The organism is Spirosoma validum, from assembly GCF_014699035.1.
GTDB classification, from domain to species: domain Bacteria; phylum Bacteroidota; class Bacteroidia; order Cytophagales; family Spirosomataceae; genus Spirosoma; species Spirosoma validum.
The window spans coordinates 937,471-953,612 of the sequence record NZ_JACXAA010000001.1 but is presented as its reverse complement, the minus strand read 5'-3'; the positions used below and the strand labels follow the sequence as shown (position 1 = coordinate 953,612).

Below are 16,142 nucleotides of genomic sequence, written 5' to 3'. Positions count from 1 at the left end.
GCTACTCCTTAAACCACTCGGCGTACATGACATAATTGTTTGCTGTTCGCTTAAAAATCTCAGCCTGTTCAGGCGAAACAGCTTTTAGGAAACGAGCTGGATTGCCAGCGTAGATTGAGCCTGGTGGTATGATGGTATGCTGCGTAACGATGGCTCCGGCAGCAATGATGCTACCTGCGCCAACAATAGCACCATCCATAACAATAGCGCCCATGCCAATCAGAACATCATCTTCGAGCGTGCAGCCATGAACAACGGCGTTGTGGGCAATGGATACGTAGTTGCCAATGGCCGTTTTGTACCGCTGATACGTACAGTGAATGACAGCGCCATCCTGAATGTTAGTCCGATCGCCGATAGTAATCGAGTTGACATCGCCCCGAACGACGGCGTTGAACCAAACGGTACAATCGCGTCCCATTGTTACGTCGCCGACGATGGTCGAATTGTCAGCGAACCAGCAGTTTTCGCCGAATTTTGGATGAATGCCTCGAACCGCTTTAAATAGTGCCATACCACAAATATAGGCTTATTGAAAACGTTACCGCTACGTTATAACAGCAAAGGGCGGGTTCGATTGAACCCGCCCTTTGCTGTATTGGAAAACTAAAACTTACTTTTTGTCAACTTTATCGGCTGTTTTTTCAAACCAGTCACCAATATCATCGACAACTTTATTGGTTTCTTTTTTCACTTTATCGAAATCATCAGAGGTTGACCGTTGTACTTTGATGTACGAATCTGATAATTGTTTACGCTTGTCTTCCAGATCTTTAACCCGGTCCTCCCGTTTCTTGCGATCTTTGCGACTTTCGTTCTTCACCTCAGCCTTCGCTTCGTCAAGCTGCTTGTCGACTTTATCCATCTGATCAGAAATACGATCGGTCAAATCGCGACGGTCGCGGTCTGAAGAGCGGTTGTTCGACTGATCATTGTCCCGATTGTTATCGCGATCGTTATTTCGGCTATCACGATTATCGTAGTTGTTGCGATTGTCACGATTTGAATCATCGTTCCGGCGGTTATCCCGGTCATCTCGTTGACGATCATCATTGCGACGATTGTCCCGATCATTCATCTGACGGTCATCGTTTCTCCGATTGTCACGGTCCCGATCGTCCATCTGGCGATCACTCCGGTCATCGTTTTGGCGATTGTTGTAATTGTTCCGGTTGTCACGGCTATCTGACCGATCGCTGTACGAATTCCGGTCATTGTCGGATCGATCGTTGTTGCGGTCATTGTATGAGTATGAATACCGGTCATTATTCCGACGATTATCGTTCCGATCGTTGTTGCGGCTGTCCGACCGGGAATTGTCATTATCAGAGCGATCAGAGCGGTTGTTGTAGCTATCGCGATCGTCGTACGAATTGCGGCTGTTCGAAGATCGATCGTCCTGCCGGTCATTATAACGGTCACTGGACGAATTACGTCGATCAGATGACCGATCATCATACGAGTTGCGGCTATTACCAGACCGGTCGTTGTAGTAGTTATACCGATTGTTGTATGAACTCCGACTATCGTTATTCTGGTCGTTGTAGCGGTTGTTATACGAATCGCTTCCTGACGAACGGCTTGGCCGGTCATTATCGTTGCGATTGTCAGATGATCTATAGGAGTTGGTATAAGGGTTGCGATAACTGCTGTACGTATCACCATCGCGGTCATTATCGCGCGACGACTCATTACGACTCATGCGATCGTCATCCCGGTTTCTGCGGCTGAATATTGTGCCTCCGTCATTGTCAGCGTAACGACCTTGCGAGTTCCGGCTATCGCGCGACGAGTTTGTCCGGTCCTGTTGTACTATATCTTCCCGGCTATTTTGCGAGTTACCGTAAAGCCATTTTTCTGTTGCAGCGCAGGATGACAGACCAACAGCAGCTGCCAGAAAAGCGCCTACTACCCATATTTTCCTTTTCATAACGTTGTATATTTATTAATCATCGATAAACTGAGACACGTCAAAAAGCATACCAGTGTACATTTGGTGTATATAACCAATGATACAAGGTAAATGTTGGCATTCTATTCCACAATTAGCGTGGACTAGTATACCCGATTTACGTGTGGATGGCTTATCGGATCGTTATAATTCCTGCGCCATTATAGCTCCGATAGTCACCATTGTACATGGCATCCGCCGAAACAGAACCCACTACAAAGCGGCCTTTTGATACGGCCCGTGCCAGATAGTAATACGTTTGTTGAGTGCCAGTAGCAGTTGTGTAAAAATTAATCCGATCGTCGCGAAGGTCAAAGTGATCCGGTACGGAGGGCTTCGAGATCCAGGCCATGTCGCGGGATTCGGTTAATCGGGGATTTTCAACTTCCAGCCCGGCAGGCAGTAAATCGGTCACGACAACGTTTTCTACCGTAAGACCATTGAGACTGACAAGCGTGACTTTTACTATAACCAGATCATTTTGTTTGATCTCAGCAAGTTTTTGGCCTTGACGATTCAAGTATTCCCGACGCACGCGCAAACCATTGTCTTCTTCCATGATCTTCCCTGTGGCAGGAACGCCTTCGCTCTGGGCAAAATAATAAACATTGCCAGCACCATTCGCCGTCAGCGTCAGAGGGGCATTGGTTGGGACGCGTTTCAGATTTAATAGTGTATTGGTCATTGTGCCTAGCGATTTGCCGCCTGTTGTTAACGTAGCAGTAGCTGTACTACCAGCCGATTGCCGAGCTAACTTACCTAGCGCCAGAAACGCAAAAACGGCTTCCTGCGTGTTTACGTAACGACTTTGCTTAAGGGCACTGGATAATTGTCGGGCCAACACCGGAATTTGCAAATTATCACGATCGGTGTCTACCAGTGCGTCAAGAACTAAAGCCAGGTTACGGAGTGGTGAGGCATAACTGCCACCTGTTTGCCGCTGGATTATGCTACCTCGATCCGACGTTTCGGTAAATTGTTTAGGCAATAACGTAGTGAAATTGCGCGTATCGCCAATTCGGAAAAAGGCCGAGGCTAATAAATAGCGACTATCGGGAGTCAGCAAGCCTACGTTCTGTTTGTAATAATTCATAGCCGAACGGTTTGGCTTACCAGCTACGGTAAGGGCGTAGAGCGCGTAGATACTTGTGCGACTGGCTACTTTTTTTTCACTACGTCCGCCGGTCTCGTCAAACGTAATATCGGTTTCGGTCGCGGGGTTGTTTGTAAAAGAAGTCAGGAAATCAATGGCCGAACTCAAGACGGATGGCCTTACTTCGTAGCCGGCCTCCTGGGCTTCGGTCAGGAAATGAATTGCGTAGGCTGTAGCCCACTCATCTACATTGGATCGGCTTGATCTCGTACCGGTTCCCGACGGAGTAACGCCCGGCCACATCGTGAAGCCGCCGTTCTGCACTTGTAATCCTTCGATCGTTTGGATGGCTTGACGAATATTGGTGGCTGGATTCAGGTCGCTATCTCCGGCGCGAACGAAATACGTATTGGTCGATAATTGCTTCGCCAAATCCGCGAAATAAATCTGCGGGAAAGCTTTTGAAATAGTCTGCTCAAGACATCCGTGTGGATACCCCAGTAGATACGATAACTCACGACCATACTGCATTACCGGCGACCGACTCAACGTAACGCTTGCTTGCGCGGTACCGGGCAGGAAACGGTCCGTCGCACGGTTACCAGCTAGCTGCAGTATCTGCGTTTTTCCACCAGCGACAACGCCCGATACTGTCGTTTTCTGCAAGGAGGCCGCCGGGCGAACGGTTATATCTGTTTTCTCGATAAAGGTTTCATTCAGCCCTTTGACCATAACCGTTATTGATCCTACCCCAATCGTCTGTTTCGCCGAAATATGAAACATCGCCCGACTCTCGCGTCCGGGCTGAATAGTAAGTTTTTGCGAGCCAGCGCTATCCGCAGCCAGCGGTCCAGTCAGGGTTAATTGCGCTGTTACAACCGCTGGTTGTTTCGTTGTGTTGCTCAGGTTAACGGGTAAATCGAGTTGGTCGCCGGGAGTTAGAAAGCGGGGTAATCCGGTGCTGATTACGATTGAATCGGCCACTTTCATGTTGCTGTTTGCTGAACCGAATGCATTGTCTTTGTAGGCAACAGCCATTACGCGCAGATCACCCGAAAACTGCGGAATATCTACTGTAAATTCGGCCTCGCCATCTGAGCCTGCATTTAAGATACCGCTCCAGAGCGCCACTAATTTTACACGCCCATTACTGAGCGGATTAACTCGCCGTTCCAGATCGTAGCCGTCTCCCCCCGTACTTGAAACTGATTTCAGTGACAACTCAGGATAAAGCAGCGCATAAAGATCGTGGCTTCCCACTTCGAGAGCCCGTTTCTGATAGAAAAATCCATGCGGGTCTGGCGTTTTGAAATTCTTGAGTTGCAGAATCCCTTCATCGACAACCGCTACGGTTACCTGTGCGTTACTCGCCGTTTTTATCCGAATGGTCTGTTTCGTTTTGGAGCGCGATTGTGTAATCGCCGTGATCGCGACGGGAAGTTTTGTGCCCGCATCCTGCACCGATACAGGCGCAAACCCGTGAGCAACCGTTAACGGAAGGTTGTCCCGATTATCAATAGCCCGGATGAGCGTTGCTGTTACGTAAACATTGGGCAAATGCTCATTGCCGACCGAAAAATTCCACTCAGCCGATTTGTTGGTCGTTTTCAGCCAGTGCTGTTCGATGACGTGATTCCGCTCAACCGTTACGAGTAATCTGCCATCAAAAGGCGCTTTGAACAGTACGTTGGCTTTGTCGCCGGTTTGATACGTTGGTTTGTCGAGTGTCATGAGTACCTGACCTTCCTGACTCACCTCAAACGATGATGCAGACGTACTGCCGTAGCCATAAGCGTAGAAACCAGTGGCTGCATATCCCTGTGCATTTGGCCGACGAACACGGATTTCATACTCACCCGAAACGGTCGGAACGTAACGCAGGGCCGATTTTCCTCCTTTGAAAACTAACGTATTGGTATAAACCGATTTCTCTCGTCGTCGGGTAGTGTATTTAACCTGTGCCTGTTCGCCATCTCCTTTTTTCTCGATCACAGTCTGATAGTCATAGCGCACAACGTTGACCAGTGCCGAGGCTGAGGAACGTAACGTTCCGGCTGGATCAATCGCTACCAAATCGACCGCAACCGGCGCATTCGTTGCAACGTAGCGATTGGGTAAACGTACTCCGAAAAATGTATCCTGTGTCAGAACGTCGAAACGCCGGAGTCGATTGACGGGGCGTCCGTTTTCATCGAAGACTGTAACAAATAACTTTCCTTCGAGCAAACCAATATCCTGGTACAATGGTGAAATCGGAAAACGCTCAGTAGCTTGCCCGTTGGTGTTAGTACGTCCCTGGCGTAATTCTTTCGGGAAAACATCGGTGCGGTTACCTGGCTCACTGGCTGATACGCCGGCCCCTGACGAACCATTGGCAATCGTAAAATCATAATCCCCGAATCCTTTCGGAGCAAAGGCTTTTCGCTTCAGTTGCAGTTCCATTTCATAAGCCCGGTCAGATGCGGGTGGGCCGAACAGATTCATGGCCGTTGCAGAAAGCTTAATCGTCTGGCCTGATTTATAGCTCGTTCTATCCGTGAGTACATCTACTTTAATCCGGTCGGGCACGAACTCTTCAACACTAATTGCCTGTGAAGTAAGCAGTACGTTGTTCGCATTCAAGACTTCAACCGTGTAGCTTCCCGTTACAGCAGCCGGGTTCAGCGGTACGTCAGTTGCTACGGCCCCCTGTGCGTTGGTCGTTTTGCGGAATGCCCGAAACTCGCGGCCATTAGGCGCCAATACGCGAATCAGTACCGGAATTTCGCCAACGCTTTGCCAGGCTTGAGAGCGGATAACCGTATTAAAATGGATGGTTTCGCCGGGACGGTAAATGTCGCGGTCACCGTACACGAACGCATCGAAGCCAGATTCATTATCCCGCTTTCCTTCAACCTCAAAGCGCGAGGTTTCAACTTGTGTATCGGGTAAAAACAGAAAATTAAAGTCGTCGTCTGTACGAGCCGTTAGGAGCGCTATCTTGAAACCGGGTGCTTCCTGGCGCACTTTGTCGAATCTAACGAAACCGCTACCATCCGTTCTGAGTGTGTAAACCGACTGATTATTGCTGCTGACGAGTGTTACGTCAACCCCCTGAATAGGCTCGGCCGTCTGGATTGAATTTGCCCAGACCAGCACCTCGTCTTTCGTTTGACGGGCGACTAAACCAATATCGGATACTGACACTAATTGATTCGCCTGTAAATACGCTTCGTCTTTTGAGTCGACCGATACCAGATAAACACCCCGGAGTGGATACTCCCGTAGTGGATGCTCTCGGAAACTGTCATTTTGACCAGGCTGGATGGCATCAGGCAGGGCCAGATTTAGGGCCGAGACGCCCCGTACTTTGGGCAAATCGGTGGTTTCGACAGTTTTATTAACGAGTACGTCACTAAGGTCGCCCGATTCATCATTGCTGTAATTAAAAGCCCCGGAAGGCCCCCATTCGCCATTGGTATTCTCTTTGTATTCTTCGTAACGATTCGAGCGGAGGTAATTTAGAATGTTATTCTCGTATACTTTAGCAATCTTAACCTGTACTTTCGGTACGTTAACGATAGTCAGGCCAATGTTTCGGGCGCCTTTGGAGGATAGATAGAGCGCTTTTTTATTAGCAAACTGGATACTAGCGGGCATTTTTCCAAAGAACAGGTCATGCGTTACCGGCTCATCTAACTTGGTTCCCAATACGCCCCGAATCTGGTCTGTAAGTGTTAGGACATACGTATCAGTTTCGTTAAAATCACCCCGAACAACAAAGCCGTTTTCTGTTAGTTCAGCTGTCGTTTCAATCTGTGGTTGTACGCTATAATATTGCTTTAGATCGGCGGGTTGCAATTCCTGGGTCGTAATGACCTTTATTACTCCCCGGTTGTTCTCAAAGCTTGTTTGTACATCAGCTACATCAACTTTATAGCGCGATGGCAACGTACTGGTTTCTTCAATAATTTCTTTGCTAACATAAGCCGTATTGGGCACTTTCAGACCCTTGTCGACTTTAAAAACCAGTGGTTGTCCGTTCTTTAAGGAAGGAGCGTTTGTCAGGGTTAACGTAACGTCATCCCTGGTATCGCTTGGTAGAGTTTGGGCTGTCAGTAGTTTGTTATCTGTAACAACGGTTAGTTTTCCTGCCAGCTCCGCCGACGAAATCGGATAATTAAAATTGAGCCGGGTTTTAGCCACGGGCTGTCCCGTTTCACGCGAACGTGCCCACCAGTTTTCGATACCGCTCAATTGCAGATAAGGCGTATGGAACGTAATGTCATTACCCGATAGTTTTAGGTCTTTGTTATCCGAGCGCTTCAGCAAATCATCGGTTAGCTCGGCCCGGTAATCGGTGGCTGGGTCGAAGGCGCGCGCGGGCGAAAAGACTAATTCATTTGGCGCTGTCCACTTGAATTTCCCGCGAACGGCTGGTATAAAGCGTACGTACTGAGTCGAATCCCACTCGTTGAGCTGGTGAGTCGGACCAATATTTTTGTTAAGCGTAAAGGTCAGATTCTGCGTCTGCTGCACCTCATCATCGAAATTGCGTCCTACGACTGATACCTCATTGAAAGACAGTCGTGAACACTGAAAGAGGAGGAAAGAACATACGCTCAAAAGTAGGAGTGTTCGCGTTCGCATGAGAGTAAAGGTAGGGGCCGAATATAGACGGAAAAATCCAGTCAAAATTGTTGAGCGAGTCGAAATTTGCCTAATGAACTTACTAAGCGGTTATCGGCATGTTTGGGTAGTTGAAACGCGGGATAACATACTCTCTATTCCTTTCGTATAATCACCCGAATGTCCTTACTACGTCCCTTATCATCGGCGCACGAAATCTTCAGATCACCTGGCTGAGGTTTAAAGAATAAAGCTTCGGTGGGCTTAGCCCGGCGATATAATTTGTCATTCAGGTACCAGAATACAGTCTGGACATCATTTGCTGCCTGACAGGCTAACTGCATCTCGGCAGGTTGGCCAGGGTTGATGAAATACTCACTGCCATCAGTCAAACTGGTAATCAGCGGCCCATCCTGACCGGTCCCCAAACTTCCAAATACGCGCTCACAAGCTGGGTTATGCGCTGGCACTGCTTCAAATGGAATATGACGATTTTGATAAAACACAACGAGTTCCGGCGCCAGATTTGGATAGGGTCGACGTACGTATCCCGAGTCTGGAAGGCAGTGAGCACAATAGGAAATCGTCCCGGCCATGTTCGTAAAAATGGCTTTTTGGTGTTGGCAACGCCGATACTGCGAAACGCCCATGATGCAATAATCCGTCACTGGGTTCGTGCAGAAATCTCCGGGAACATTGCCCGTTTCTGGGCAGATTAGCCGCATCGAAAGTTTAGAGTTTATCCTGGGTTTTTGAAACCAGCTGGTTGTTGAATTATAATCCAGCACATTGAAAAGCTGAAAAAGCAGTGGAGTCGCCGTGTTGGCCCCACTCAGTTCAGCTACGCCCACTCCAGAAAAATTACCTACCCATACGCCAATCGTATACCGTTGGTTATAGCCAATACTCCAGGCATCGCGCCTGCCATAGGATGTTCCCGTTTTCCAGGCAATACGGGGTAGGTGATAGCTATTATCGAAATTATTAGGCAGATCGGGACGGGTAATTTGCGTGAGCGTATTCGTAACGAGATAAGCAGCCTCTGGAGAGAGAATCGTCACCCCTCCCCTTAAAAAAGAGGAGGAAGACACTGAGTCTCTATTTATATCCCCTTCTCTAAGGGGAAGGGGTGACGTAGCGTTACTATTAAACCGTAACGGCTCCAGTTTGCCTCCATTTGCTAAGGCTGTATACAGGCGTGTTATTTCTTCCAGCGTAACGCCACAGCCGCCTAGAATCATGGAAAGTCCAAGTTCTTTGGCTTGTTTTTTTATGGCTGAAAAGCCAGCGTTCTGAAGCGTTGAAACGAGATTTGGTGTGCCGATTTCTTTTAATAAAGCCACCGCCGGAATGTTAAGTGAGTTGGCCAGTGCAAATTCTGCCGTAACAGGGCCATTGAACCGCCGGTCGTAATTATCTGGTTCGTAACCATTAAAATTAGTCGGCACGTCGTTAAGTTTAGTTTTGGGCGTAATAACTCCCGCATCGAAAGCCAGGCCGTAGAGCAAGGGCTTCAAAGCACTTCCCGGCGACCGAACGGCACGAATTCCGTCGACCTGACCGCCGTCAAACGTATTCGTAAAATCGGCTGAACCGATGTAAGCAACCACTTCGTGAGACTGATTATCCACAACAAGCACGGCAGTGTTGTGGATATTGTAAGCCCGAATACGATTCGCGTACTGTTGAACTAGGCGCTCGGCGGTTGCCTGCATCGCTGGACGAAGCGCTGAACGAATGATCGGCTGATCGGGATTTTCGGTACGAAGTCGACGTGATAAGTGCGGAGCTAATTGAGGGGCTGCTCGCCGATACGCTACAAGTGGCTCGTTCAGCGCATCGGCAATGGTTGCATCGTCAAAGAGTTTGCGCGTGCGAAAGCGAGCAAGCCACTCGTTACGTTCCTGTATGACAAGGGCGTTATGGGTGCCCAGTTGCAGACTCGACGGACGATTGGGAATTATAGTCAGCGTTGTTATTTCGGCCAGACTCAGCAACGTTGGTAACTTCCCAAAATAAAGTAGTGAAGCCGATTTTAGTCCCTCAACGTTTCCGCCATAAGGAATCAGATTCAGGTACAGTTGCAGAATTTCATCTTTGGAATAATGCACTTCTAACTGCATAGCCCGAAACAATTCAATCAACTTGCTTCGATACGTTCGTTGGCGAGGTTCGAGAAGCCGGACCGTCTGCATCGTTACGGTAGAAGCACCTGAAGTTCGCTGGCCAGTTAGCATGTTTTTAACAGCTGCCCGTACCATCGCTATCGGATTAAAGCCGGGATGATACCAGAAATATTTATCTTCTTTGAACAGAATAGCTTCGCGAAGGGTAGGGGTGATTTCCGTAAGTTCAGCATACATTCGCCATTTGTCGTCGCGGCTGAGAAAGGTGTGCAGAATAGAACCGTCGCTGGCTGTTACGATCGTTGAATAAGGAACATTGGTACGTAGCGGAAATGAAAAATCGAATCCTAAAAAAATCAATATGGCTATGACAAGAGTTTTTACCAGACGTAATTTCCAGATTCGTTTGGCGATGCCGCGAACGTTTCTCAATATTGACTTGAACATCGTCATACTCTTTGTGACTTCTTCGTATCGGATGGGGTCAGAAAAGAAGCGCATACGAACACAATAGCGAAATCCCTTAATCAACGAAACCACACTGGGTTACCGGTGCAATTTAAACAATGACCATTCAATTTTTTGGTGCAGCCCGTACCGTAACGGGTAGTAAACACCTACTCACAACGGCCAGCGGTACGCAAATCCTGCTCGACTGCGGCTTGTTTCAGGGAATTAATACCGACGAACTAAATCAAGAGTTTGGTTTCGATCCGGCACAGGTGGATTACATGGTACTTTCTCATGCCCATATCGATCATACGGGTCTAATTCCCAGATTAGTACGTCAAGGATTTTCCGGACCAATCTACACAACATCGTCGACGATTGACTTGTGTGAAGTTATGCTGATGGACAGTGCTCGTATTCAGGAGCGCGATCTCGAACGTGTGAACGAACGGCGTAAACGCCGGGGTGAGCCTGAGCTCGAGGCTCTTTACGACGAAAATGACGTACAACAGGCGCTGACTCAGATGCGGCCCGTTGACTATAATAAACCGTTCGTTATCTGTGATGAAGTGACGGGATTATTGACTGACGCAGGGCATTTGCTCGGTAGTGCGGCTGTTAGTCTGACTATTCGGGAGAATGGAGCTGAAAAACACCTCTTCTTCAGTGGTGATATTGGTCGGCCAGATGACAAGATACTACGTTCGCCCGATCCATTTCCACAGGCTGACTATATTATTTGTGAATCGACCTATGGTGATCGACTCCACGAAGCTGAACCGGATATGAAGGCTCATTTACTACGTATCGTTCAGCAAACTTGTGTGGAAGGGCGTGGTAAACTGATCATCCCGGCTTTCGCCGTCGACCGAACGCAGGAATTGATTTATGCCCTCGATCAGCTGTCGAGTGAAGGCAAACTACCCCGACTGCCCGTGTATATCGACAGCCCCATGTCTGTAAAAGCGACCCATGTTATGCGTGATCATGAGGAAGATTTTAACCCCGATATTCTGGCTTATATCAAGAAAGATGGCGATGCGTTCGATTTCCCAAATTTGCATTACGTATCCGATGTAGAGCAGTCAAAAGCAATCAATACCCTCAATGAACCATGTATTATCATTGCGCCATCGGGTATGGCGGAAGCAGGACGTATCAAGCACCATATCAAAAATAACATTACTAAGCCTAACACCACCATCTTACTGGTTGGCTATGCGTCACCAAATAGTTTAGGTGGAGCTTTAAAGCGAGGGGATAAAGAAGTAACGATTTTCGGCGAACGTTATCCCGTACTGGCACAAGTCGAAATTATGGATTCTTTCTCAGCGCACGGAGATTACCGCGAAATGTTGTTGTTCCTGAGTTGTCAGGATGCCTCAAAGGTCAAAACGGTATTTTTAGTCCATGGTGAATACGATAAGCAAGTCATCTGGAGACAACATCTACAGGATGCCGGATTCCAGCATATTGAAATACCGGAAATGAAGCAGAAAGTAATCCTCTAACGAATGATCAGGCTTTATTATCACTCGTTTTACGAACGGCGTAATTGTACAATTTTTACCTATAAAAAAGCCCCAGCATTATGACTGGGGCTTTTTTATAGGTAGCTTAGCTATATGTCAGGTAAATCTTAAACGGGGAACTCTTGTGAAGCAGCGGTTTAACACAACACGATATACTTTACCAAATTGAGCGTAACACCAGCGTTTTAGCTGCTTAATCTCCTTAGGAATGAGCATTTTAATGGCCTTGGCCAGTTCTTTTTCAAAAAGACCTTTGTCAAAACTTACCTTCTGAAGGATCGTTTTAATATACTCAAGCATAGAGAGCATAGTACATTATTATTTGGGGTTAAAAGAAGCCTATGGATATTATAAGAGGTTGAATGGTTCGTTCTATAGCCGTAACGCCGTAACTTGAAATTTGTTGCTCAAAAATAATAATGTTGTTTGAAGTATTCCGTAAATTTTTTGTATTATATTTTTATTCAGCTATTGTCTTATTTGGGCAATCAACTGATAATGTGACTTCTATCGAAGTTAGTCAAACTGATTTTCCCATTGAGCGGCCCTTTACTATATCCGTGATTATTCCCAATAGCGAGACGCGGCCGGCAATCAACTTTCCGGACATTGTTGGATTTACTAAAAAAGGAATCGTTACCAGCACAACGTCAACCGAAATAAATGAAAAAAACGTTATTAGTCAAGTAATTACGCAAAGTTATCAGGCGCGGGGACCGGGTAGCTATCGCTTACAGCCCTTCAGCCTGGTCGTCGATGGCGAAACCATTTATTCAGAAGGCGCTACGCTTGTTGTCAGATCGTCTGCTTCGAACTCATCCATGCCCAACTTAGCCCAGAATACGGTTAACGTAGTGCCGGAAGGGTCTGCTTTCTTATCGCTTCGAGCTTCTAAATCTGCAATCTATACGGGTGAGAGCGTTGCACTTACCTTGTCGTTTTTTGTCGCTGACAACTACCCTTACGTACTAAACTTCACCGCGCTTGACAAGCAGTTACAGGCAATACTTAAGAAAATTCGGCCAGTTAACTCCTGGGAAGAAAACATTGCAATCAATGAGCTAAAGCCTACCGCCGTTACTATTGGCGGTAAGAAATTTCGTGAGTTCCGCATTTACCAATCGGTTTTCTTTCCACTCTCGAACCAAACGTTGCAATTGCCTGCTGTATCCCTTCAACTGATTCGTCCCCGCCCGATTATCGGCCCACCTTCAGCGCAGGCTGAAAAAGTTTTATTTACGAGTAAACCACTTGTTATAGCCGTCAAACCCTTACCTGCACATGCACTACGGGGGCGGGTACCAGTCGGCTTATTCCGCTTAGAGGAGGTATTGGAACGACCTCGAATCGGGATTGGGCAAAGCGTTCGTTATACGTTTACAGTAGCAGGAGAAGGTAATATCGCTACGCTTCCGGCTCCTACTATCCTGAATGAACGGACTGATATGGATGTATTTCCGCCAGAAGAACGCCATTTGCTGAGTCACATCAGTAACCAGGTTAGGGGCCGAAAATCGTTTACATATTTCATTGTGCCGCATCAACATGGCTCCATTACGTTAACAAATTATTTTCAGTGGATTTATTTTAACCCGCAGACCGCCCGTTATGACACGCTTCGACCACACCTACAGTTACAGGCTGGCGGTCGAAGTCCACTAGCAGCTACAAATACAACAGTACCGACGGCGACAACAGGGAGCAGAGAAATTACTCCGGAAGCTTCGGTGGGTAAGTCACTTTATGCGGGTATTGAAGCAATGGACAGTACTCGTCAGTCAATCAGCATTTCATCATTGGTTCGTGCAGTCGCTAATGTGCTAATTGTGATTATGCTGTTGGGAATGATTTTTGTCTTTTTTAGAAAGTAAGCTACCCTTTTATTTCGGGATAAAACGCGAAATTTGCAGCATGAGCAGTACGTACGGAACATTATTTAAACTATCTACTTTCGGCGAATCGCACGGACCCGCAATTGGTGTGGTTGTCGATGGCTGTCCGGCTGGGCTTTCGTTTGACACCGATTTTATTCAGCATGAGTTGGATCGGCGCAAGCCTGGTCAGTCGAGAATTACAACCCAACGGCGCGAAGCTGATGAATTTGAGGTATTATCGGGTGTGTTTGACGGCCAAACACAGGGCACGCCCATCGCACTGCTTATCCGTAATACCGACCAGCGTAGTAAAGATTATGGACACATTGCTGAACAGTTTCGCCCCTCGCACGCTGATTATACGTATCAGGCCAAATACGGCTCCCGCGATTATCGGGGTGGTGGCCGGTCATCAGCTCGTGAAACGGCCGCTCGCGTAGCGGCTGGGGCTATTGCGAAACTTTTGCTGGCTCAACAGGGCGTTCAGATTCAGGCGTATGTTTCGCAGGTGGGTAAACTCAAAGTGGAAAAGCCGTATCAGGAAATGAACTTGGCGCTTGCCGAAGAAAACGCCGTTCGCTGCCCTGACCCGGAAATTGCTGAACAGATGTTTCAGTACATTGATGAAACCCGCAAGCGGGGCGATTCGATTGGGGGTGTAGTGGATTGTATCGTAACGGGAGTGCCGGCAGGTTGGGGCGAACCCGTTTTCGATAAACTTCATGCCGAATTGGGAAAAGCCATGCTGAGCATCAACGCTGTAAAAGGATTTGAATACGGTAGTGGCTTTGCTGGTGCTGAGTTATATGGATCACAGCACAACGATGAGTTCTATACCGACGCTGATGGGCGTGTTCGAACAAAAACGAACCAGTCAGGTGGTATTCAGGGAGGAATCAGCAATGGCGAGGATATTTATTTCCGCACGGCGTTCAAACCCGTTGCTACGATCATGCAGGACCAGGATAGTGTAGATGTTCACGGTCAGCCTGTCACTGTATCAGGCAAAGGCCGGCATGATCCCTGCGTGGTGCCCCGCGCCGTGCCGATCGTTGAAGCGATGGCTGCTTTAGTTCTAGCCGATATGTATCTGCGGAATCAGGTATCCCATGTCGAAAAAAGTAAAGCTGAGTTTTCTAAGATTTAATAGCTGTTCAATACGTAGTGGCGCTGTTGGGAGATAAATACAGCACCAATACAATACGTTGGTCAGCGCCATTAGAATCTGCTATGTTACTACCAAGATAAATTCTGACGTAGCGAGTTAGTCCTCATTTTTTTCTGAAAACGGCTTGCATGATGGCGAAGCCCAGAAAACCAAAGCCAACCGCCTGGGCTGAAATACCGACTGTTAGCAACGTAGCGGTTGTTTCCCACTGGTGGCTTTTTCCATAGGCACCCACACCCGTTAAAGCAATGCCTAACAACCAGAAACCGGCTGCCAGCAGTATGTATTTATTTTTGATGGTAACCATTTGTATGTCTTGAACCTTAGTCTGTCTTTTTGCTTTCTGGTCGTCCTGAATCTGTTTGGCGGACTGGTTACTGCGCAACCAGCTTTATCCCGTTTTTCGTTCCACCGAGGGCTAATGGGCACACAGTTTAACGTACTTTTCTATGCTCAGGATAGCCTAATCGCCCAACGTGCCAACGCAGCCGTTTCTGCCCGGATGGATTCGCTGAATCAGATCATGAGCGATTATTTAGATGGCTCTGAAATCAATCGGTTGTCGGCGACAGCGGGATCAGGGAAATGGGTATATGTATCAACGGACTTATTTAACGTATTACGAAAGGCTCAAACCATTGCCCAACGTTCAAACGGCCGTTTTGATGCCACCATTGGCCCGCTGTCATTGTTGTGGCGTCGGGCAGTCAGGCGAAACCAGTTTCCAACTACAAAAGAGCGCCGAAAAGCCAGACGTGCTGTGGGCTATCGTCTGATGGATTTAGATAGTGCAACTCATTCCGTACGCTTACGAAAGGCAGGTATGCGGTTGGATGTTGGTGGTATTGGTCAGGGATTTGCTATTGACGAAGCCCTTCTCGTCTTAAACCGTTTGGGTATTCATTCTGCTTTGATTGACATTGGTGGCGATATTTTGGCGAGTGATGCTCCTCCAGGCACTTCTGGCTGGCGAGTAGGTATTGGATCTATTGGATCGGGTCGGCCTGAAGATATCGATACAACAACAATCACACTCAAAAATGCGGCTATTACAACCTCTGGTGATACGTATCGTTTTTTAGAATACAAGGGTCATCGCTATTCGCATATTATGAACCCTCGCTCGGGTTTAGGCATGCGTTACTTCGTCCGATCAACCGTGTTAGCACCTGACGGGTATCGTGCCGACGCCCTGACAAAGGTTTTCAGTATAGCGGGAATTCACAAAAGTCGTCGGTTACTGAAGCGATTTTCAGGGGTAAAGCTATTGATCCTCGAGAATAAAAAAGGCCGACTGCGCAAATGGCAGTCGACCCCGTTTTAACGTCAATCCAATTGGC

General features: G+C 47.7%; 10 protein-coding genes. 4 read left to right on the top strand and 6 right to left on the bottom strand.

The features are described 5' to 3' along the window. Window position 1: 1 nt before the first annotated feature. The 4 genes from IC230_RS03745 to pbpC all read right to left on the bottom strand — a co-directional run bounded on the left by IC230_RS03745 (window position 2) and on the right by pbpC (window position 10,225). Window positions 2-514: a gamma carbonic anhydrase family protein gene (locus tag IC230_RS03745; RefSeq protein WP_191037610.1), complete on the bottom strand. Its 513-nt coding sequence runs from the start codon at window positions 512-514 to the stop codon at window positions 2-4. A 99-nt stretch (window positions 515-613) separates the two neighbouring features. Then, window positions 614-1,930: an ATP synthase subunit B family protein gene (locus IC230_RS03740; RefSeq protein ID WP_191037609.1), complete on the bottom strand. Its 1,317-nt coding sequence runs from the start codon at window positions 1,928-1,930 to the stop codon at window positions 614-616. A gap of 154 nt (window positions 1,931-2,084) precedes the next feature. Next, complete coding sequence (locus IC230_RS03735) at window positions 2,085-7,673, bottom strand: alpha-2-macroglobulin family protein (protein WP_191037608.1); 5,589 nt, start codon at window positions 7,671-7,673, stop codon at window positions 2,085-2,087. Window positions 7,674-7,807: 134 nt separating this feature from the next. Continuing rightward, entirely contained in the window at window positions 7,808-10,225 is a 2,418-nt protein-coding gene (gene pbpC, locus IC230_RS03730) for a penicillin-binding protein 1C (RefSeq protein WP_191037860.1), read from the bottom strand. A gap of 119 nt (window positions 10,226-10,344) precedes the next feature. Between pbpC and IC230_RS03725 the strand changes: the two genes are divergently transcribed. Then, window positions 10,345-11,739 (top strand): MBL fold metallo-hydrolase RNA specificity domain-containing protein, encoded by a 1,395-nt coding sequence (locus IC230_RS03725; RefSeq protein WP_191037607.1) that lies wholly within the window; start codon window positions 10,345-10,347, stop codon window positions 11,737-11,739. 117 nt (window positions 11,740-11,856) lie between these two features. On the opposite strand, the gene IC230_RS03720 is transcribed toward IC230_RS03725, so the two are convergent. Beyond that, window positions 11,857-12,069: a hypothetical protein gene (locus IC230_RS03720; protein ID WP_191037606.1), complete on the bottom strand. Its 213-nt coding sequence runs from the start codon at window positions 12,067-12,069 to the stop codon at window positions 11,857-11,859. A 191-nt stretch (window positions 12,070-12,260) separates the two neighbouring features. On the opposite strand from IC230_RS03720, the gene IC230_RS03715 reads away from it, so the two are divergent. Together IC230_RS03715 and aroC are read left to right on the top strand one after the other, a co-directional pair. Beyond that, window positions 12,261-13,631 (top strand): BatD family protein, encoded by a 1,371-nt coding sequence (locus IC230_RS03715; protein ID WP_317171755.1) that lies wholly within the window; start codon window positions 12,261-12,263, stop codon window positions 13,629-13,631. Between the two features lie 40 nt (window positions 13,632-13,671). Then, a complete protein-coding gene (aroC, locus tag IC230_RS03710) occupies window positions 13,672-14,781 on the top strand; it encodes a chorismate synthase (RefSeq protein WP_191037604.1) in 1,110 nt (369 codons plus the stop codon). Window positions 14,782-14,905: 124 nt separating this feature from the next. Here the strand turns inward: aroC and IC230_RS03705 are convergent, their stop codons facing one another. Further along, window positions 14,906-15,109 (bottom strand): hypothetical protein, encoded by a 204-nt coding sequence (locus IC230_RS03705; protein ID WP_191037603.1) that lies wholly within the window; start codon window positions 15,107-15,109, stop codon window positions 14,906-14,908. Between the two features lie 9 nt (window positions 15,110-15,118). Between IC230_RS03705 and IC230_RS03700 the strand changes: the two genes are divergently transcribed. After that, window positions 15,119-16,126 carry an FAD:protein FMN transferase gene (locus IC230_RS03700; RefSeq protein WP_223860251.1) on the top strand — a complete coding sequence of 336 codons (1,008 nt, stop codon included), beginning with the start codon at window positions 15,119-15,121 and terminating at the stop codon, window positions 16,124-16,126. Window positions 16,127-16,142: the final 16 nt, after the last annotated feature.

Bases quoted from the DNA above. Each gene is read 5' to 3' on its own strand.
- IC230_RS03745 (WP_191037610.1), bottom strand. From the start codon at position 514: ATGGCACTATTTAAAGCGGTTCGAGGCATTCATCCAAAATTCGGCGAA.
- IC230_RS03740 (WP_191037609.1), bottom strand. From the start codon at position 1,930: ATGAAAAGGAAAATATGGGTAGTAGGCGCTTTTCTGGCAGCTGCTGTT.
- IC230_RS03735 (WP_191037608.1), bottom strand. From the start codon at position 7,673: ATGCGAACGCGAACACTCCTACTTTTGAGCGTATGTTCTTTCCTCCTC.
- pbpC (WP_191037860.1), bottom strand. From the start codon at position 10,225: ATGTTCAAGTCAATATTGAGAAACGTTCGCGGCATCGCCAAACGAATC.
- IC230_RS03725 (WP_191037607.1), top strand. From the start codon at position 10,345: ATGACCATTCAATTTTTTGGTGCAGCCCGTACCGTAACGGGTAGTAAA.
- IC230_RS03720 (WP_191037606.1), bottom strand. From the start codon at position 12,069: ATGCTCTCTATGCTTGAGTATATTAAAACGATCCTTCAGAAGGTAAGT.
- aroC (WP_191037604.1), top strand. From the start codon at position 13,672: ATGAGCAGTACGTACGGAACATTATTTAAACTATCTACTTTCGGCGAA.
- IC230_RS03705 (WP_191037603.1), bottom strand. From the start codon at position 15,109: ATGGTTACCATCAAAAATAAATACATACTGCTGGCAGCCGGTTTCTGG.